General features: G+C 35.6%; 17 protein-coding genes and 1 pseudogene. 1 reads left to right on the top strand and 17 read right to left on the bottom strand.

All coding sequences use genetic code 11. The features are described from left to right. Positions 1–83: 83 nt before the first annotated feature. Entirely contained in the window at positions 84–458 is a 375-nt protein-coding gene (gene mscL / locus SO785_RS06670) for a large-conductance mechanosensitive channel protein MscL (RefSeq protein ID WP_021874029.1), read from the top strand. Positions 459–501: 43 nt separating this feature from the next. Here mscL and trxA read toward each other — a convergent pair whose 3' ends face one another. From trxA to groES, 17 genes and pseudogenes are all read right to left on the bottom strand, one after another. Beyond that, positions 502–813, bottom strand: coding sequence for a thioredoxin (gene trxA / locus SO785_RS06675; protein ID WP_011254147.1), 312 nt, complete (start codon positions 811–813; stop codon positions 502–504). Between the two features lie 77 nt (positions 814–890). Next, positions 891–3,248 carry an endonuclease MutS2 gene (locus SO785_RS06680; protein ID WP_003549197.1) on the bottom strand — a complete coding sequence of 786 codons (2,358 nt, stop codon included), beginning with the start codon at positions 3,246–3,248 and terminating at the stop codon, positions 891–893. Between the two features lie 58 nt (positions 3,249–3,306). Continuing rightward, positions 3,307–3,618 (bottom strand): DUF1292 domain-containing protein, encoded by a 312-nt coding sequence (locus SO785_RS06685; protein ID WP_003549194.1) that lies wholly within the window; start codon positions 3,616–3,618, stop codon positions 3,307–3,309. A gap of 1 nt (position 3,619) precedes the next feature. After that, the gene (gene ruvX / locus SO785_RS06690; RefSeq protein ID WP_003549192.1) at positions 3,620–4,048 is read right to left on the bottom strand and encodes a Holliday junction resolvase RuvX; all 429 of its coding nucleotides are present in this window, start codon (positions 4,046–4,048) and stop codon (positions 3,620–3,622) included. Then, positions 4,048–4,305, bottom strand: coding sequence for an IreB family regulatory phosphoprotein (locus SO785_RS06695; protein ID WP_003549189.1), 258 nt, complete (start codon positions 4,303–4,305; stop codon positions 4,048–4,050). Before SO785_RS06695 ends, ruvX begins: the two co-directional genes overlap by 1 nt. 60 nt (positions 4,306–4,365) lie before the next feature. Further along, positions 4,366–7,005: an alanine--tRNA ligase gene (gene alaS / locus SO785_RS06700; RefSeq protein WP_003549179.1), complete on the bottom strand. Its 2,640-nt coding sequence runs from the start codon at positions 7,003–7,005 to the stop codon at positions 4,366–4,368. A gap of 241 nt (positions 7,006–7,246) precedes the next feature. Beyond that, on the bottom strand, positions 7,247–8,608 hold the full coding sequence (locus SO785_RS06705; RefSeq protein WP_003549176.1) for a DEAD/DEAH box helicase: 1,362 nt from the start codon (positions 8,606–8,608) through the stop codon (positions 7,247–7,249). Further along, positions 8,601–9,557 carry a DHH family phosphoesterase gene (locus SO785_RS06710; protein WP_011254146.1) on the bottom strand — a complete coding sequence of 319 codons (957 nt, stop codon included), beginning with the start codon at positions 9,555–9,557 and terminating at the stop codon, positions 8,601–8,603. The genes SO785_RS06705 and SO785_RS06710 overlap by 8 nt, the downstream gene beginning before the upstream one ends. 62 nt (positions 9,558–9,619) lie before the next feature. Continuing rightward, positions 9,620–10,741: a DNA polymerase IV gene (gene dinB, locus SO785_RS06715; protein ID WP_003549172.1), complete on the bottom strand. Its 1,122-nt coding sequence runs from the start codon at positions 10,739–10,741 to the stop codon at positions 9,620–9,622. After that, positions 10,734–12,185, bottom strand: a complete 1,452-nt coding sequence (zwf, locus tag SO785_RS06720; RefSeq protein ID WP_003549170.1) for a glucose-6-phosphate dehydrogenase — start codon at positions 12,183–12,185, stop codon at positions 10,734–10,736. Before zwf ends, dinB begins: the two co-directional genes overlap by 8 nt. Positions 12,186–12,291: 106 nt before the next feature. Next, positions 12,292–12,693, bottom strand: a complete 402-nt coding sequence (yajC, locus tag SO785_RS06725; protein WP_015613305.1) for a preprotein translocase subunit YajC — start codon at positions 12,691–12,693, stop codon at positions 12,292–12,294. Between the two features lie 58 nt (positions 12,694–12,751). Continuing rightward, positions 12,752–13,801 carry a Holliday junction branch migration DNA helicase RuvB gene (gene ruvB, locus SO785_RS06730; protein ID WP_003549167.1) on the bottom strand — a complete coding sequence of 350 codons (1,050 nt, stop codon included), beginning with the start codon at positions 13,799–13,801 and terminating at the stop codon, positions 12,752–12,754. A gap of 11 nt (positions 13,802–13,812) precedes the next feature. Beyond that, the gene (gene ruvA, locus SO785_RS06735; protein WP_003549165.1) at positions 13,813–14,400 is read right to left on the bottom strand and encodes a Holliday junction branch migration protein RuvA; all 588 of its coding nucleotides are present in this window, start codon (positions 14,398–14,400) and stop codon (positions 13,813–13,815) included. Beyond that, entirely contained in the window at positions 14,400–16,295 is a 1,896-nt protein-coding gene (mutL, locus tag SO785_RS06740; RefSeq protein ID WP_003549162.1) for a DNA mismatch repair endonuclease MutL, read from the bottom strand. Before mutL ends, ruvA begins: the two co-directional genes overlap by 1 nt. Positions 16,296–16,297: 2 nt before the next feature. After that, a pseudogene (gene mutS, locus SO785_RS06745) lies at positions 16,298–18,869 on the bottom strand (DNA mismatch repair protein MutS). Positions 18,870–19,019: 150 nt separating this feature from the next. Further along, positions 19,020–20,648, bottom strand: a complete 1,629-nt coding sequence (gene groL, locus SO785_RS06750; RefSeq protein WP_003549158.1) for a chaperonin GroEL — start codon at positions 20,646–20,648, stop codon at positions 19,020–19,022. A gap of 22 nt (positions 20,649–20,670) precedes the next feature. Continuing rightward, positions 20,671–20,955, bottom strand: a complete 285-nt coding sequence (groES, locus tag SO785_RS06755) for a co-chaperone GroES (protein WP_003549156.1) — start codon at positions 20,953–20,955, stop codon at positions 20,671–20,673. Positions 20,956–21,114 lie beyond the last annotated feature (159 nt).

Raw genomic sequence — 21,114 nt, forward strand, 5'->3', positions numbered from 1 at the left:
TTTATAGACTATAAATTAATACCCCTATATACTTTTAAGTAACTAAAATATTATTTGGGATTTAGGTATAGGAGTAGAATAAAATGCTTAAAGAATTTAAACAATTCATTGCCCGCGGAAACGTAATTGATTTAGCTGTTGGTGTTATCATCGGAGCTGCCTTTACTGCAATTGTTCAATCACTTGTTAAAAATTTGATCAATCCTTTAATCGGCATCTTTGTAGGTAAAATTGACTTATCTAATCTTGTTTTTAAGGTGGGAGACGCCACATTTAAATACGGTAGTTTTATAAATTCCGTAATTAATTTCTTAATTATTTCTTTCGTAGTCTTTTTAATTGTTAAAACTGTTAATAAAATTACCAAAAAAGAAGAGGAAGAAAAGCCTGACACACCTACTGAAACAGATTACTTAAAAGAAATCCGTGATTTACTTAAAGAAAAAGAAACAAAATAAAAAGCTTGAGACACTTTTGTCTCAAGCTTTTTATTTTTCTCAATTAGTTAGCATATTGATCTAAAATTTGGTTTAATTTTTCCTTTGGAGTGTAACCAGTAATACGATCAACAATGTTACCGTCTTTTTTGATAATCAAAGTTGGGATAGCCATAATTCCTAAATTCTTAGCAGTATCTTGATTTTGATCTACATCCATCTTGTAAAATTTTACATCTTGACGTTCTTCAGCTAATTGTTCAATTACTGGTGATTGCATCTTACATGGACCACACCAAGTTGCCCAAAAATCAATTAAGGCTACGCCACTATTAGTTTCTTCTTCAAAATTTTGGTCATTAATTGCTTCAACCATATTTTTCACCTCATAAAAACTTTCATTCATGTTATCACCATTATAAGTCCATCAACTTACTTTTTGCAAGTAAATTGCTATTTTAACTGAACAATTGTTGCACCATTACCACCTTCATTTGCTGGTGCATAATTAAAGTTTTTAACATGATTGCTACTACGCAAATATTGCCATACCCCTTTACGTATTGCACCAGTACCGATACCGTGAATTATTGTTACAGTATCGAGTCCTGCGAGCAATACTGAATCAATATAACGATCTAAATTAGTCATTGCTTCATCATATCGCTGACCTCTTAAATCTAATTCACTGTGAGCATTGCTTCTTCTAACTGCACTAGTTGCACGAACAAGACGCTTAGGTTTAGCTGTTGATTGACTATTATCAATTCTTTCAACGTCACGATCACTAACCTTGACTTTAATGATACCCATCTGAACTTCATATTCATGTTCGGATAGCTGCTTAGTAATCGTCCCTGTTTGTCCATATGACAAGACTTTTACTCTGTCACCTATACTTACATGATGGCGACGTTTTTCACGCTGTAAGACCTTATTATGAGCCAAATTATTAGCTTGACGTTCTAAACTATTCAACTCACCTTTAGCTTCAATAATCTTATTTTCTTTAATTCCAACATTCTTCTGTTGTTCAAGCTGCTCAATAATCTTATCTGCCTTTTTACGACGTTTAGCAATAATTTCATTGGCACGTTCTTGGGCAAAGTCAAGTTGCTTTTGTACTCTTTGATTATACCAATCAAGTGCCTGCTGTAATTTTTGCTCTAACTTTTGACTACGATCAAGACTAGTCTCTAAACGATTACGGGCAGTTGTTGCAGCCTTAGTTTGAGCATTTAATTTAGCAATCATCTTGTTAATATCGGAATCTTCATCTGACATTAATTCTTGGGCATTTTTTACTACATCTTCGCGCATCCCTAATCTACGTGCAATCGCAAAAGCGTTACTATGACCTGGAATACCAATTTGGAGACGATAAGTTGGCGACAACGTCTTCAAATCAAATTCCATTGAAGCATTTGTAGTACGCGGTCTGTTATAACCATACAACTTCAATTCAGGATAGTGAGTCGTAACCATAATCTTAGCATCTTTTTTACGTAAGAAGTCCAGAATACTGATGGCTAAACTAGCACCTTCTTCAGGATCCGTACCAGCTCCGATTTCATCGATTAATACCAAAGTCTCACTATTTACATTTTTCATAATTGCAATAATGTCATTCATATGAGATGAAAATGTACTAAGTGATTGCTCAATCGATTGTTCATCACCAATATCAGCATAAATTTGTTCAAATACGCCAACTTGACTATCTTCTTCAGCCGGGATAAACAACCCAGATTGTGCCATTAATTGAAGCAAACCTGCAGTCTTTAAAGTGATAGTCTTACCACCGGTATTAGGACCAGTAATCAGCATCGTATCAAAATCGCCACCTAAGCGAATATTGTTAGGAACAACTTTTTCAGGATTAATTAATGGATGACGAGCATTACGTAAATTTAATGAATGATCTTTAGTTAATTTAGGTTCACTAGCCTTCATTTCCTTAGCTAATTTTGCCTTTGCTTGCAAAAAGTCCAAGCTAGTTAAAGCAGAAGCAATATTATTCAGACTATCAATATCTTCTCGTGCAATATTAGATAAATGCTTTAAAATATTGCGGATTTCTTGCTTTTCTTTTGCAATTAAATTTTGTTGACGATTATTCAAGTTTAAAACTGCTTCAGGTTCTACAAATAAGGTTTGACCACTAGCACTTTGATCATGAACAACACCACCGAATTTTGCTCTGTATTCTTGCTTTACAGGAATAACGTAACGATCATCACGAATAGTTACAATTTGTTCAGATAAATACTTACTGCTATTGCCTTTAGTATAAGTAGTCATTCGATTCTTAATGTCTTCTTCGTTACTTGCAATATCGTGACGTAGCCGTGCCAATTCGCTTGATGCTGTATCTAAAACTTCTCCATCATAATCTATTGATTTCTTTAATTCCCTAAAAAGTAAATCTGGTACATCTAGTTGATCCAAAATAGGATCGATAATTGTTAAATCTACTTTTTCGTCTACGTCTTCCAAAAACTCATTAATTTCTTGAGCCAAACTTAAAACTAAGAGTAAATTTCCTAATTCTTGAGCATTTAGGTTTGCCTTAACACCCAAGCGCTTAGTACTTGGTCTAACATCCTTAAAATTAGTTAAAGGTAATTGTCCTTTAATCCTAAGCAAATTAGTTAACGCTAAAGTTTGCTTTATATCATTTTGTACTTGGTCAAAATCACTACTTGGCAACAACTTTTCCGCCCTTTCTTTAGCTGGACTTGTAATTGCCAACGCCCCTAAGCGATCAGTAATTTCACCAAATTCTAGAATTTTTAAAATTTTATTATTCATAGCTTCTTATTAATTTTCTAAAACTAACAAAAAGGACTAGCCACAGCCAGTCCTTTTTTTATTTACCACTTAAGCGGTCATCGTCCAAGAAAGTATTTAAAACTCCTTGTACCATATTCCACTCATCATCAGATTCAATTTCATGTAAGTCACTACTTGTTACATCACCTGTATCATCTGCATCGTAACTAAAAGCTTGTACTTCAATATCCTCATCATCGCCAACAGCGGCTGGATAAAGAAGCACATATGACTTGTCATAGTCATCTGAATGAAAAGTAAATAATACTTCATACAATTCTTCATTACCTTGATCATCGATCAAAGTAATTTGACGATCGTTATCGTCACCATTAACTTGTGCTGCCATTTTAATCCTTTCGGTGTAAATCCAAATAATTTTGCAAGATGAGCACTGCTGCCATCTGATCAATCACTTGTTTACGTTTCTTACGGTCATGCATACCAGCATCTTCTATAAGTACTCGTCGTGATTCAATTGTTGTTAATCTTTCATCTGAATAATACACAGGTAAATTGAACTTCTCCTCAAGTCTCTTACCATATGCCTTGCTTCGAGCAACCGAATTACCAGAAGTCCCATCCATATTTTTAGGTAATCCTAAAACAAAACCGTCGACATCATATTGTCTAACAAGCTTCTTTAATGGACGCATACCAAAATTATATTTGGTTTCATCAATCTGAATAGTCTCTAATTTTTGAGCAGTAATCCCCAGTTCATCACTAATTGCTACTCCAACAGTTTTAGAGCCTACATCTAGTCCCAACAATCGCATTATTTATTCTTACCAAGATAACTCTTAACAAGTTCTTCAATAATCTCATCACGTTCATGCTTAAGAATTAAATTACGAGCATCATTGTGCCGTGGAATATAAGCAGGATCGCCAGAAAGTAAGTAACCTACAATCTGGTTGATAGGATTATAGCCCTTTTCTTCAAGCGCATTGTAAACATCTTGCAGAGTGTCATAAACATTTTTTCCTTTGTTTTGGTTAAAGTCAAAATGCATAGTCTTATCTAGCGAACTCATATTTATTCCTCCTGTCAACAATTTTACTTGAAAAAAAGACTAAACACAATTAATAAATTCTTAGTTATTAGAAATTTCGTCAATTACAGCTTTAATAGCATCATTTAAACCTTCTGGTTTCTTACCACCAGCTTGGGCCATGTTAGGACGACCACCACCGCCACCACCAAAGAGTGGAGCAGCCTTTTTAATTAAATCGCCTGCTTTAAGCCCTTTATCTAATGCCCTTTGATCCAAACTAATAATCATATTAGCTTTACCATCATTTTCAGCAGCCAATACTAATACATCTGACTTGTTACCGCTCTTCCAATTATCAGCAAGTTCACGCAAGTCATTCATACCATTAACATCTGCAATAGCTGCAATAACAGTCAAATCACCAGCTTGTTTTACATTATCAAAAATTTCACCAGCCTTAGCTTGGTTAATCTTCTTAGTTAATGCTTCAACTTGCTTTTGACTATCACGAAGTTCATTTTCAATTGAATCGATCTTATCAACGATATTCTCTGGCTTAGTTGCCTTAACAACTTCTTGAATATCATCAAGTAAACTTGAACGATTTGCTAAGTATTCATATGCCTTCTTTGAAGTTACAGCTTCAATTCTACGCATACCAGCACCAACAGCTGATTCTGAAGTAATCTTGAAGATACCAATTTGATCAGTGTTATCAACGTGAGTACCACCACAGAATTCTGATGAGAAGTCGCTCATTTGAACAACACGAACTTTATCACCGTATTTACCATCAAATAATGCTAAGGCACCCATCTTTTCACCTTCTTCAGGTGTAGTGATAGTAGTCTTAACTTGAATTGCATCCCAAATCTTTTGGTTTACTAATTCTTCGACTGATTTAAGTTCACGTGGAGTCATTGGTTCCATTGCTGTAAAGTCAAATCTCAAGTAATCAGGATCTACCAATGAACCAGCTTGATGGGTATGTTCACCTAATACTTGACGAAGTGCAGCATGCAATAAGTGAGTTGCTGAGTGAGAGTGACGAAGACCTTCACGACGTTCCTTATCAATCTTTAACACATATTCTTGACCCTTTTCCATTGGCAAAATAAGGTCAACGAAGTGTAAGTTTTGATCATTTGGAGCATGTTGAACATCAGTAACCTTAGCTACTAATTCACCATCTTGATTGTAAATACCACCATGATCAGCTACTTGTCCACCTCGTTCTGCGTAGAATGGTGTCTTATCGAAGACTAAAGTTGCGTGTTCACCATTAGCTTTGTCAACCAATTTATCATCTACGACAATGTCAATTAACTTAGCATGTGGTTCTTCATAAACACCATATTCAAATTCTGACTTATCTTTAATATTCATCAAAGTTACGTCTTGACGACCCATTGATTGAAGATCACCACGAGCTTTACGGGCACGATCTTTTTGAGCTTGCATTTCAGCATCGAACCCCTTCTTATCAACTTTAAGTCCAGCATCTTGTGCTGATTCAAAAGTTAATTCATATGGGAAGCCGTAAGTATCAAACATCTTAAATGCATCTTTACCTGAGATAGTCTTATCATCAGAGTTCTTAGCTTTTTCGATCAAATCATCAAGTAAAGTTAAACCAGTATCAAGAGTTGATTGGAATCTTTCTTCTTCATTTTGAATTACATTTTCGATAAAGCCACGTTGATCCATAATTTCTGGGTAGTGACTTTCCATAATTTTACCAACAACTGGAACAAGCTTGTAAAGAAAAGCTCCCTTAATACCCAAACGTTGACCGTTTAAATCAGCACGACGAATTAAACGACGTAAAACGTAGCCGCGACCTGAATTTGAAGGAAGAGCACCATCGGCAATAGCAAAACTTACTGCACGAACGTGGTCAGCAATAATCTTGAATGCTGTAGTATCTTCATCATTTTCCCCATACTTTTTGCCATCAGTCATTTCTTCAGTTGCATGAATAATTGGCAAGAATAAATCAGTTTCAAAGTTAGTTGGTGCATCTTGTAAAATTGAAAGAACACGTTCAAGCCCCATACCAGTATCGATGTTCTTATGTGGTTGATCAACGTACTTACCATTTGGCAAGTGATTGTATTGTGAAAATACGATGTTCCAAATTTCAAGGTAACGAGCATTTTCACCACCAGGGAAGTTTTCTGGATCATCTTCAGCTACATCATTATTTTCTTGACCACGATCATAGAAGATTTCAGTATCAGGACCACATGGGCCTTCACCAATATCCCAGAAGTTATCTTCTAATTTAACAATATGATCTGCTGGCATACCTGCCTTTACCCAAACGTTAAATGAGTCTTCATCTTTTGGATAAACAGTACAGTATAACTTTTCCTTTGGTAAACCAAGCCACTTAGGACTAGTTAAAAATTCCCAAGCCCAAGGAATAGCTTCGTCTCTAAAGTAGTCACCCACTGAGAAGTTACCAAGCATTTCAAAGAAAGTTTGGTGACGTGCGGTTTTACCAACATTTTCAATATCGTTAGTTCTAATTGATTTTTGTGAAGAAGTAATTCTACGGTTCTTTGGCACAACTGAACCATCGAAATATTTCTTCATAGTAGCTACACCTGAGTTAATCCAAAGAAGAGTGGGGTCATCTTGTGGAATAAGTGATGCACTAGGCATAATCATGTGGCCGTGTTCTTTAAAGAAGTCTAAGAACATTTGACGAAACTCTGAACTATTTAGTTTCTTCATACTAACTAATCTCCCTAAAAATAAATAAAAAACACCATTGCATTTTTCAAGGACGCTCCGCGCGCGGTACCACCTTGATTGCAACAGTGTTTGTTACCTCTTAATATTCTTAATTATTAAACTTAAAGGAGCATTCTTTGACCATTATTAAGCCTTCTCATCCTTCGGCTCTCTCTTTGAAATAATAAATCAAAAAACATATCTTAAGCTGAAAATAATTGTACTACAAAATTGTCGTCTGTCAACGTCCTTGCTCACGGCGTTTTTTTCTTAATCGCTTAGCTTTTCTAATTTCGTGACGTTGTTCGAGCTTACGCTTTTGACGATTATCTTCTTGAATTGCTCGCTTAATTTTCTTCTTGTAGCCAGGTTTACGCTTTCTTTTTTCTTTTTTAACATAACCAACTAACTTAGTATCAAGCTTACGATTCTTTCCTTGACGATTCTCACGACTACGGTAGTGCTTACGTGGTACTAGTTCACCATTTTTAATTTCAACAAAGTCAAAATGAACACCCATCTTTTCAAGATCTTCAATACGATTCATTTCTTCTTCGCGAATTAAAGTAACAGCATGACCAGATAAACCATTTCGGCCAGTTCTCCCTATACGGTGAATAACAAATTCAATATCACGTGGAATTTCATAGTTAACGACCAAACTTACACCGTCAATATCAAGTCCACGAGCCGCTAAATCACTTGCTACAACATATTGATATTGTCCTTGTTCAACTTGACGAAGAGTTCGCTTTCGTTCTCTTTCAGTTACCCCACCGTGAATCTTAGCTACTTTTAATCCTTGATCTTGTAAAAATTTAGTTAATTCATCAACCTTTTGTTTAGTATTAGCAAAAACTAAAGCTAAGTATGGTTGTCCCATAGTTAACACTTTATACAAAACATTCTTACGGTCCTTAGAGCCAATGTCAATTAGGTCATTCTTAATTGTTGGCGCAATTATACTTGGATTGTCAATCACAATTTGATCAGGATGAGCCATGTACTTACGTAAAAAGTTAGATAACTTAACTGGAATAGTTGCTGAAAAAGCAGCTATTTGAACATCTTTAGGCATCTTTGAAGCTACTTGATCAATATCCGACAAAAAGCCCATATCAAGTGTCATATCAGCTTCATCAATAACAAAAGTCTTTACTTGATCAACAGCAAAAACCTTCTTTTGAACAAAGTCTAAAAGACGACCTGGCGTAGCAATTACCAATTGTGGAGTATTATTTTGATACTTTTCTAGTTGACGTTCTCTATCAGTACCACCTGCTAAATGTGCAATTGAAAAATGCATACCAGCAGCATCTCTTAATTTACGTGCTACTTGATAAAGCTGATCTGCAAGTTCTCTACTTGGTAAAGTAACAATTGCTTGGACATAATGTGCAGCTTCATCAATTTCATTAAAAATTGGCACTAAATATGCATGTGTCTTTCCTGATCCAGTAGCAGCTTGTACTACAACACTTAAGTCAGACAACATTGCTGGAATAACTTTTTCTTGCACTTTCGTAGGCTTAACAAAATTAATCTTTTTCAATCCTTCTTGCAAAGCAGGATTAATTCTTGAGTCTTCGAAAATATTATTCATGATTTTGCTTATATTTCTTAGTTACTTCAACGACTTCAGCAAAAACTTGTTTTACTTCATCAATATCCTTAGCATTAGCACCACTAGCTAATGCGTGACCACCACCATCATGTTTAGCAGCAAGTTCATTAATAACTGGACCCTTTGAACGATAGTGGACACGGAATGTTCCATCTGACTTTTCAACAAAAACGTTCCAAGCCAAAACATCTTTAATACGTCCTGGGGTTGACACAGCTACATTTGCTTGATCATCAGTCAAACCTAATTTCTTCAAGTCATCTTGCATGATGATAGTATATGCTGCACCAACTGGATCGATTTCCATCTTATCCATTGCTAAAGCTTGAAGCTTAGCTTCATTAAAAGTTACATCTGCAATATTTCTAGCAATTTCAGTAATGTTAATACCGGTTGAAGCAAGTTGTGCAGCTACCTTAAAGGTATGTTCTGAAGTTTCAGGATACATGAAACGACCAGTATCCCCAACAAGTCCCGCGTAAAGTGGGTAAGCAACTTCCTTAGTGATCTTAATACCTTCTGCATTTAAGAAGTCAACAATAATTTGACATGCTGCAGGAGCATCAGGGTCAACGTAACTCATATCTGCGTATGGATCAACATCTGGGTGGTGATCAATCTTAATCAAGAAATCACCTTTTTCATAAAGCTTATTAGAAATTCTAGGAGTATTTGCAGTATCAGTGGTGATTACCAAAGCTCCTTCATAATCAGTTGCTTTAACTTGGTCCATGTGATTAATCCAAGCTAAATCACCTTCATCGTTTTCACCAGCACATAAAACACGCTTTTCTGGGAATTTTTCCATCAAAGCACGTGCAAGACCAGCTTGTGAGCCAATTGCATCTGGGTCTGGACTAGTGTGGCGGTGCAAAATAATTGTAGGGTATTGTAAGATTTTTTCATAAATATCGTCAAAACTACTCATTGTATTCTTCCTCATCTTCTAAAAATTATCTGTATCTAGTTTAACAGAAAAAATAATATTGTTTAAAAATCGAACAAATTAATTGATTGATAATTTTCTTTTTTAAAATCTGTAACGGTTACGCCTAAAAGGCGAATACCTTCTTCTAAAAAGCCACTAGTACTATCAAAAAGTCCCTGAACTATATCATAAAACTCTAAATAACTATCTGAAGAACTAGGTAACTTTTTACGTTTAGTAATCGTATTAAAATTATTATCCCGCAATTTCAGTACAACTACATTTGCTCTAAAATCACGCTTTTTAAGTTCCCCTTCTAAATGCTTACAATAACGACGCATCTTGGTTAAAGCTTCATCTCGACTATAAATAGCTGGTTCATATGTCCGTTCTATACCGATAGATTTGCGATTTATTTCTGAATCTGCCACAATCGGTCTTAAATCAATCCCATGAGCATGCTGAGCTAAAATATAGCCCATCTTTTTAAATTTTTTAAGTAAAATCCATGGATCAATCTTTTGCAGATCTGCTCCAGTATGCACATTCATACTATGTAATTCTTCCTGCGTTTTTGGACCAATACCTGGGAATTTTTCAATTCTTTGCATTCCCAAAAATCTTTTGGCTTCATCCGGCAAAATTACTACCCTACCAAATGGCTTAGCGTACTCTGAACCCATTTTAGCTAAAAATTTATTATAAGAAACGCCAAAAGAAGAATTTAAATTCAGTTCCGCTCGAATTCGTTTTTGTAAATTTAATGCTATCTGTACGGCTGAATATTCTCCAATTTTATTCTTAGTTACATCAAGATAAGCCTCATCTAGAGCTATCGACTCTACCTGATCAGTGATTTCATGCATAAAAGAATGAATTTGTGCAGAAACACTACGATATGTTTCAAAATCAGGTGGTACAAATACTATCTTATCTTTTGGTACTAATCGTAAGGCTTGAATACTTGCCATAGCCGAATGAACGCCATATTTGCGAGCAACATAATTACATGTTGCAACAACACCATGCCCGTTATTGTCTCTTGGATCTTGTCCTACAACTAACGCTTTATCTTTATATTCCGGATGTCGATTTATTTCTACCGAAGCGTAAAAAGCATCCATGTCCAGATGAATTATCCGGCGATGGATGTCATTTTGCGGCAATAAATTTTCGTTATTCATAAATCCAATGTTCAGTTGGAGATTCAAAAATGTCACTAGCTTCTTTGGGTCCCATTCTGTATGGCAAGTATTGACTAATCTTTGGATTGCCTTTTTCATTTTCTTTTTGCCATGCATCTTCAACAGTATCAATAAATTCCCAATAGCGTTTTAATTCGCTCCAATGAGTAAAGTTAGTTGAATCATCAACAAATACGTCGTGCAATAAACGTTCATAACCATCTGGAACTTTAGCCATTTCTTCTTTAGAAAATTCATAAGTTAAGTTCTCACGACGAATTCCAGAAGTATCAATTTTCTTTCCATTGATAGTAATGTAAATTTTACTTACCGGATCAATTTCAATAGTAATGTTATTAGAATGTGCTTGACCATATGGATTATTCATATGTTTTAACACAATATCAATTCGATTCTTCTTTTCTTTAAATTCCTTACCAGTTCTGAAGTAAATTGGCACATCCGCTACAGGACCTTTTTTAAATTTAACCTTTCCGGCCACGAATGTTTCAGTAGTCGATTCAGGATCTACATTTGGTTCTTTCTTATATGCAAAAGTATTGTCGCTTCCTAAATATTGGCCGCGAACAAAGTCTTTTTCAACTTCTTCTGGAGTTGGAATAATCATACTTTCAAGCAAATCTTGTTTAGCCTTGTGAATACTTGATGAAGACAAATCTTTAGGCTCTGGCATTGCAAGTAAAGTAATAATTTGGAAAATATGATTTTGCACCATATCGCGAAGTGCACCAGAAGTATCATAGTAGCCACCACGCGCTTCAACACCTAAGCGTTCAGCAAGCGTAACTTGGATATTCTTAACATTTTCACTTGTCCAAATATTCTTAATAAGTGGATTAGTAAACCGCATTGGCATGATATTTTGAATCATTTCCTTACCTAAGTAATGATCAATTCTAAAAATATCATCTTCATTAAATGAAGCGGTAATTTCTTTATTTAATTCTTCAGCTGAAGCTAAATCATGACCAAATGGCTTTTCAACGACAATTCGATTAAAACCACTACCAGTTAAACTTTGATCGTTGATATGAGTAGCAATTGTGCCAAAGAATCTTGGAGCCATTGCCATGTAGAATAATCTATTGCCTTGTGCACTATAACGATCATCTAATTCTTGTGCCAATTTTTTTAAAGTTTCATAGTGCTCAACATTCGTAACATCATGTGATTGATAGTAAAAATGACTAGCAAATCGCTTTACATCATTTTCATCAACTTGATCATGAGTTTCATGAATTGCATCACTAACTTGTTCACGCAAATATTCATGTGACCATGGCCGACGTGCTGTGCCAATTACAGCAAAATTATCATGAATTAATCCTTGCTCATATAAATTAAACAAAGCCGGGTAAAGCTTACGGTGGGCTAAATCGCCACTACCACCAAAAATAATCATTACAACAGGAATATTTTTCATAAAAGAGACCTCTTCTTCAAACTGATATTCTTGACTATGTCTATTTTACAACAAGCTTTTTTTAAGAAAAACAAAAAGCGTCAAATTTGACGCTTATCATTTTTAATTACTTGTCTTCTTTTTTAGTATCATCAGCTGAAGCAGTATCGCTTGTTTCTGTTGCCTTTTCATCAGTCTTTTCAGTAGTTTCTGGTGCAGGAACAGTAGTAGCAGGAATTACACGACGGATAGCCATTCTTTCAAAAGTTAGGTAAATACCATCTGCATCAACAACTACAGTCTTATCACTGTTGATCTTATCAATCTTTGCATGCAAACCATCTACTAAAACAACTTCGTCGCCCTTCTTCAACTTGTCCATCATTTGTAGTCTTTGTTGTTGCTGCTTTTTTTGTGGACGAATCATACCAAAGTATGTAAAACCAATCAAAATAATGAATAAAATAATCATCATCCAGTTGTTACCAGCAGCACCATTGTTAGCATTTGCTAAAAATAAAGTATTCAAATTTTCCACCTCATATTAAATCAATATATATCATTAAAATATTATACAGAAAACAACATTAATTATCATTAGGAATTGGTAAACCTAATTGTAAATATGCTTTATCCGTAACCATTCGTCCTCGTGGCGTAAGTAAAATAAAACCATTTTGTAGTAAATATGGTTCGTATAGCGATTCAATTGTTTCCATATCTTCACCAATATTAGCTGCTAAAGTTCTTATTCCAACAGGGCCACCATTATAGCCTTCAATCATTGTTCTAAGCAATTTACGATCAGTTTGATCGAGTCCTTCGCTGTCAACTTGCAGTTGTTTTAATGCATCGCTTGTTGTAGCAAGTGAAATAGTCTTTTCACCTTTTACCTCCGCAAAATCGCGCACACGCTTTAAAAGTCGATTAGCTACACGTGGTGTACCACGTGAACGCCGTGCCAATTCATGTGCTGCTTCCGGCGCAATAGATGTATGAAAAACATCGCTTGAACGTTGTACAATCTTTTCCAACTCATCAACAGTGTAGTATTGCATATGTTCCACAATGCCAAAACGATCACGTAAAGGTGCTGATAACTGCCCTGCTAAGGTTGTAGCACCAATTAAAGTAAATGGTGGTAGCGGAACATGCACAGCGTGTGTGGTTTGGCCTTCACCAATTACAATATCAATGTAATAGTCTTCCATTGCAGAATAAAGCACTTCTTCAACAGGTTTAGCCAAGCGGTGAATTTCATCAATAAAAAGTACATCCCCTGGATCAAGATCAGATAATAAGGCCACTAAGTCCCCAGCTTTTTCAATCGCTGGACCACTTGTACTCTTTAAATGAACACCTAATTCATTAGCAATTACAAAAGCTAATGTAGTCTTTCCTAAACCTGGCGGTCCATAAAGCAGCACATGATCTAATGCTTCATCACGCTGTCTAGCTGCTTTAATATAAATGGACATTTCCTTTTTTACTCTTTTTTGACCTAAGTATTGATCTAAAGTTTGCGGTCTCAAAGATAATTCCATTTGTTCTTCTTCAGGATTTTCAACGTGACCTGAAGTTACTGCATCATCGTTTTCTGCCACCAGCTTCACTTCCTCACTAAATAATATTACCATTATACCAAGTTCTACTTCTTAAGCAGTAACGCTAAGCCTTTTTTAATATATTGATCTGCAGTATCTGCCTCAATTTCTACAAGCTTTGGTGTAATACGATCTACTTCTTTTTGAGTATAGCCCAAGGCAATTAAAGCCAATAATGCATCATTTAAAGCAGGAGAAATTTCCTCTCCGTTTTCCGGCTTATCAAGGCGAGCCACATAATCTCCTAGCTTACCTTTTAAATCCAAAACAATTTGTGAAGCGGTCTTTTTACCCACACCAGGAAAACGTGTTAAATATTTAACTTCACCTTGTTCAATAGCTTCAGCAAGTGAATTACTATCTTCAGCAGCCATAATTGCCATTGCACTCTTAGGACCGATCCCACTTACACTAAGCAATTTAAGAAATAATCCTTTATCATCTTGATCTTGAAATCCATATAAAGTAATGCCAGTATCACGAACAATTTGTTCGATATATACCTTGGCTTTTTGTCCTTGTTTATAAGCAAAAGGTGTTGGACTAAAAACCTTGTACCCAATTCCATTAACGTCTACTACAACATAGCTTGGCGTAACTTCAGAAATTATGCCTTCAAAGTATTCGTACATTATTTATCCCTCTTAAACATTTTCTTGAGTTCATTTTCACTCATTCTAACCAAAACTAACCGTCCATCTGCATCATGATAAGGATCTTCTGTTTTACGCAAATCAATAAGAATCTGACTAGCTTCTGCAGCTGCTAAATTAATTTTTCCACTAATATCTCGTTTAGCTTGCATTGCCGCTACTCGTTTAAATAAGTTTTCGGATTTTCCCTTATCTAAATTCAAATATCCATCCAAAATTTGGCGAATCGTTTCTTCCACATCATTATGAATCCATGTTGGATATGAGCGAACAATAAAACTATTTTGACCAAAGTCTTCTAGATATATTCCAATTTGTTTAATTTGATCAATCTTATCTTTGATCTGAATAAAATCCAAATTACCAAATTCTAAAACGATCGGCGTTAACAAGCCTTGCTGCACAATCTTTTTAGAAAGCAGCATTTCATATATTTTTTCAAATTGTAATCTTCTCCTTGCAGCCACCTGATCAATTAAAAAGAGATCACTATTATTTTCAGCAATTATATAAGTATCTATTTGACCAATATAACTTAATTGGGGCAAATTGTTTGCTAAAGTTTCATCCCCACTTGAAATAACTTCTGAATCACACAAAGTATTGCTAAAAGGTCGCAAATCTTGCTGCAAAAGCACATTTTTATCCCACGTTTTAGTAATAATATATTTATCATCTTCACGCGGAATATTTAAATCAACGTAATCTGTTTTTTCTTCTTCGGGCTTTTTCGGTTTAGCAAGAAATTCTGGCTTTTCATTATTTTCATGAATTTCTGGTGTCTTTTTACGTGCCGTATTTACAACATTTTGGTTTAAATTAAATTGCAACTGATCGACTAAAGTTTCACGCTTATTTTCTAAATTAGCAAAAGCACTTGTTTGTTCTGTCTTTTTTATAAAAACATTACTAATTGTGCTAGTAATTAATCGACTTAATTCTTTTTCTTTAGATAAACGTACTTCTTGTTTAGTTGGATGAACGTTAACATCGACTAATAGTGGATCAACTTGAATTGCTAAAACTATAATTGGATAATGACGAGCAGCTAGCTTTGCACCATAGCCATCCATAATTGCAGTATTTAATTGAAAGTTTCTAATATATCGCCCATTCAATAAGATGGAAACAAAGTTACGGGTAGAACGTGTTAATTCCGGCTTAGACATTAAACCAGAAATCTTAAAATCGTTGTCTTTTGCCTCAAATTCTTCCATTTTTTCAGCGATATGACGACCATAAACATTAGCTACCGTTTGCTTTAAATTGCCATTACCTGGAGTTCTTAATAATACCTTCCCCGTATTGGATAAAGTAAACGAAACACTAGGATATCCAAGTGCCAAACGATTAATAATATCCACAATTTTCATAATTTCAGTACGTGGACTACGTAAATATTTTAAACGAGCTGGTGTATTGAAAAATAAATCACGTACAGTTATTTGTGTACCTTCTCGTGCTGCAGCATCTTCTTGCCCTTTTTTATTGCCACCACTAAAAGTTGCTTTAACACCAATAGCTCCTTTAGTTGCAGTTAAAATTTCTACATGACTTACCGCAGAAATTGATGCCAGAGCTTCACCTCTGAAACCTAAAGTTGCTACTTTAAATAAATCATGCTCATTGCTGATCTTACTTGTTGCATGACGAGTAAACGCAAGATCTACTTGATCTCGCGCAATTCCCGTTCCATTATCTTGAACCACAATTTGTTTTAAACCAGCATCAACAAAATCTACCCTAATTCTAGTTGCACCCGCATCAAGTGAATTTTCAACAAGCTCTTTTACTACACTAGCAGGTCGTTCAATAACTTCACCAGCAGCAATTTGATTTGTTAATGTCTCAGATAATTCATGAATTTTAGGCATAATTACTTATCATCCTTTAAGTCTTTTTGCCAATCTGCAACTAATTGCATAATTTGAAGTGGAGTTTTATCCGCTAAGTACAAGTTAGAAATATCATCTAAAATATTTTGTTCAGTATCAGTAATTACTGCTTGTTCAGCTTGAACTTCTTCACTGTCATTAACTTCAGGTTGCGCAAACAAATCAAGTTGTTGACTTGCTGGAGCAATTTCACTACCTTGTGCTTCTAAACGCTTTAGCAATTTAGTTGCTTCACGTAAAACACTTTTTGGCAGTCCAGCCAGCTGAGCAACATGGATACCATAACTTTGATCGGCGGGTCCAGGTAAAATCTTATGTAAGAAAATTAACTTTCCGTTTTCTTCAGTTGCCCCAACGTGAATATTCTTTAAATGATCAAGTGTTTCATCAAGATCAGTTAATTCATGATAGTGCGTTGCAAAGAATGCTTTAGCGCCAACTTTATCATGTAAATATTTAACAATTGCTCCAGCTAAAGCCATACCATCATAAGTAGCTGTTCCTCGTCCAATTTCATCAAACAAAACCAAACTACGCTTTGTAGCATATTGTAAAGCATCATTTGCTTCACTCATTTCTACCATAAACGTACTTTGACCAGAGATTAAATCATCAGCTGCACCAATTCGCGTAAATATTTGATCAAAAATTGGTAAATCCGCGCTATCAGCTGGAACAAAAGAACCAACCTGGGCCATTATTGCAATTAATGCCATTTGACGCATGTAAGTACTTTTACCAGACATATTTGGCCCTGTAATTAAATAAATGTTAGTAGATGAATCCATCTCTACACTATTAGGAATGTATGAACCTGCTGTCATAACTTTTTCCACTACCGGATGACGACCATTTACAACATCAATATCTTGATTGTCAGTATGAAAACTTGGTCGACAATAATTATTTTGTTCAGCCACACTTGCAAAGCCACAGAACACATCCAAAGCCGCTAACTGACTGCCCAATTTTTGTAAAGCTGGAATATACTTCTTAACTTCTTCACGCAATCTAACAAACAAATCATATTCAAGATCTGTTGAACGAGTCTGTGCTTCTAGAATTAAATTTTCGTGTTCTTTTAACTCAGGAGTAATGTAACGCTCTGCATTAGTTAAAGTTTGTTTTCGAGTGTAACGATCAAGTGGCACCTTATTTTTATTACCATTAGAAACTTGAATATAATAACCAAAAACCTTATTGTAGCCTACTTTTAAGTTTTCAATTCCGGTTTTTTGACGTTCATCTGCTTCCATTTGTGCCAACCATTTTTTACCGTTATTCATTGCATCCCGATAGCGGTCTAATTGTTTGTCCACACCTTCACGAATTAATCCACCTTCTGTAGTCAAAAGTGGGGGATCTTTAACTATAGTTGTAGTAATTAATTCAGCTACGCCTTTTAATGGATCAATTTTTTGGGCAAATTCTTTTAATACATCACTGTCTGATTGATCTAGCGCATCTAAAATAGTTGGTACTGCTTCTAATGATCTTGATAACTGTAATAATTCACGAGCATTTACATTACCAAAAGCAATTCGTCCAGTTAATCTTTCAAGATCATATACACCCTTTAAAGCATCGATTGCATTTTCACGAGTAAAATAGCCATCAAATAGTGCCTGTACCATTTCTTCACGGTGATTAATTTCATCAACATTTAAAAGGGGGCGAGCAAGCCATTGTTTCAAAAGACGTCCACCCATGGCAGTATGGGTTTTATCAAGCACCCAGAAAAGAGAGCCCATCTTTTTACCAGTCTTAGCAGAAGCAACAAGTTCCAAGTTATTTTGTACAGTATGTGACATTTGCAAATACTGATTTACTTCATAACTTTTAGCAACTTGTAAGTGAGCTAAACTACGCTTTTGGGTTGATAAAAGATAACCTACTAATTGTTCTGTAGCCTTTTTTTCTGCAGAATTAGTTAAATTCTGCCCAACATAAGAAATTTCAGCATGTTCTCCTTCAATTGGAGTAGGACTTGAAACAGTAATGTTTGCCTTATGCATAAATTCCTTGTTTTGTTCAGTCAATGGACCATTGTAGACAACTTCTCTTGTTCTTAAAGACAAAAGTTCATTTGAAACTGCTTCAAAACTCTTCAAATGAGTAGCATATACTTCCCCTGTTGATAAATCACTATATGCTACGCCAAACCCCTTTTCAGTGGTTACCACTGACGTTAAATAATTTGAATCTTTTGCATCATTAGGGCCCTCACTCATCATGGTACCTGGTGTTACTAATTGAATGATTCCCCTTTTGACCATACCTTTAGCTTTTTTAGGGTCTTCAAGTTGTTCACAAAGTGCAACTTTATACCCTTTTTTCGACTAAAGTATTTACATAAGTATCTACAGCCATATGTGGTACACCAGCCATTGGAATTGGATTCTTAGTTTTATTCGAGCGATGAGTTAAGGTTAATTCAAGAATTTGGGCACCTTTGACAGCATCTTCTTCAAAAAGTTCATAAAAGTCCCCTACCCGATAAAAAAGAAAGGCATCAGGATATTGCTTTTTAATTTCATAATATTGCTCCATCATTGGAGTGGTACTTGATTTTGCCAAATGTATTCCTCTTTCTTAAAAGCTTTAATTTCTGCAAATTATTATAAGCCAAATAGCCAAATAACAAAAATAAACCAATGTATCGCATTGATACATTGGTTTATTTTATAAATTATTTTCGTTAACTTACATACCCATACCTGGAGCACCAGCTGCACCTGCTTGAGGAGCTTCTGGCTTATCTTCAGGAATATCTGCAACAACAGCTTCAGTTGTAAGAAGAAGAGCAGCAATTGAAGCAGCATTTTGCAAAGCAGTACGAGTTACCTTAGTTGGGTCGATGATACCAGCTTCAACCATGTTTTCCCACTTATCAGTTGCAGCATTGTAACCAATTTCGTTTTCTTGGCTTTCAAGCTTGTTCAATACAACTGCACCGTCTTTACCAGCGTTTTCAGCAATTTGACGTACAGGTGCTGATAATGCTCTTAAAACAATGTTGATACCAGTTTGTTCATCTGATGTTTCACCCTTAAGGTCCTTAATTGCCTTTTCAACATCAACTAATGCAGTACCACCACCGGCAACGTAGCCTTCATCAACAGCGGCACGAGTTGAGTTCAAAGCATCTTCGATTCTGTAACGACGTTCCTTAAGTTCAGTTTCAGTAGCAGCACCTACGTGGATAACAGCCACACCACCAGTAAGTTTTGCAAGACGTTCTTGTAACTTCTTCTTGTCGAAGTCTGAAGTTGATTCTTCAATTTGTTTTCTAATTGAATCTTCGCGTTCCTTAATAGCGTCCTTTGAACCAGCACCGTCAACAATAGTAGTTGAGTCCTTAGTTACAGTTACACGACGTGCTTGACCTAATTGATCAATCTTAGTGTCCTTTAATTCAAAGCCTAAGTCATCGGTAATTACTGTACCACCAGTAAGGGCTGCAATGTCTTCAAGTTGAGCTTTACGACGGTCACCAAAACCAGGTGCCTTAACAGCTACAACGTTGAAAGTACCACGAATCTTGTTCAAAACAAGAGTTGGAAGAGCTTCACCAGTAACATCGTCAGCAATGATCAATAATGACTTACCTTGTTGAACGATTTCTTGAAGAAGTGGCAAGATGTCTTGAATATTTGAAATCTTCTTGTCAGTAATCAAGATGTATGGGTTATCAAGGTCTGCTTCCATCTTGTCGTTGTCAGTTACCATGTATTGTGACAAGTAACCACGATCGAATTGCATACCTTCAACTACTGAAAGTTCAGTATTGATACCACGTGAATCTTCGATAGTAATAACACCATCGTGACCAACCTTTTCCATAGCGTCAGCGATCAATTCACCAACTTCTTTAGATGCTGAAGAAACAGCAGCTACGTTAGCAATTTGTTCCTTTGATTCAACCTTGTGGCTAATCTTGTGTAATTCATCAACAGCAGCCTTAGTTGCCTTTTCAATACCGCGACGAATGCCTACAGGGTTAGCACCAGCAGTAACGTTCTTCATACCTTCACGAGCAATTGCTTGAGTCAAAACAGTTGCAGTAGTAGTACCGTCACCGGCAATGTCGTTAGTCTTTTGTGCAGCTTCAGCAACAAGCTTAGCACCCATGTTTTCGTAATGGTCTTTTAATTCAATTGACTTAGCAATAGTAACACCATCATTAGTAATGTCTGGGTTGCCGTAACTTTGTTCCAAAACAACGTTTCTACCCTTAGGACCAATAGTAGTCTTAACGGTATCAGCTAACTTGTCAACACCCTTTAAAAGAGAACGTCTTGCGTTTTCTGCGAATTTAATATCTTTTGCCATATTCTCAAACTGCTCCTTTTAATTACTTTTCAATTGCTAAAATGTCTTTTTCATGAAGGACTAAGTACTTTTCACCTTCGTATTCAACATTAGTGCCTGAGTACTTATCGTAAAGAACAACGTCGCCCTTCTTAACGACCATTGGAAGTTTGTCACCATTTGAAGTGTATGCACCTTCACCAACAGCTACAACTTCACCTTCAGTTGGCTTTTGCTTAGCATTTGATGCTAAAACAATACCGCCAACAGTCTTTTCTTCTTCTTCTTTAACTTTAACGATCACGCGATCACCAATTGGTTGTAACACGTTTAGTCCCCCTTATAATTTATTTTCTTCATTATTATTTATAATCATTTTTGATTGTTAGCACTCCTTTTAGTTAAGTGCTAACTTACAAATATGATAATAACCCGTTTACTAAAAAAAAGCAAGAAAAAATTAGCACTCTTTATAAAAAAGTGCTAA

The sequence above is a fragment of the Lactobacillus acidophilus genome (genome assembly GCF_034298135.1).
Lineage (GTDB): Bacteria > Bacillota > Bacilli > Lactobacillales > Lactobacillaceae > Lactobacillus > Lactobacillus acidophilus.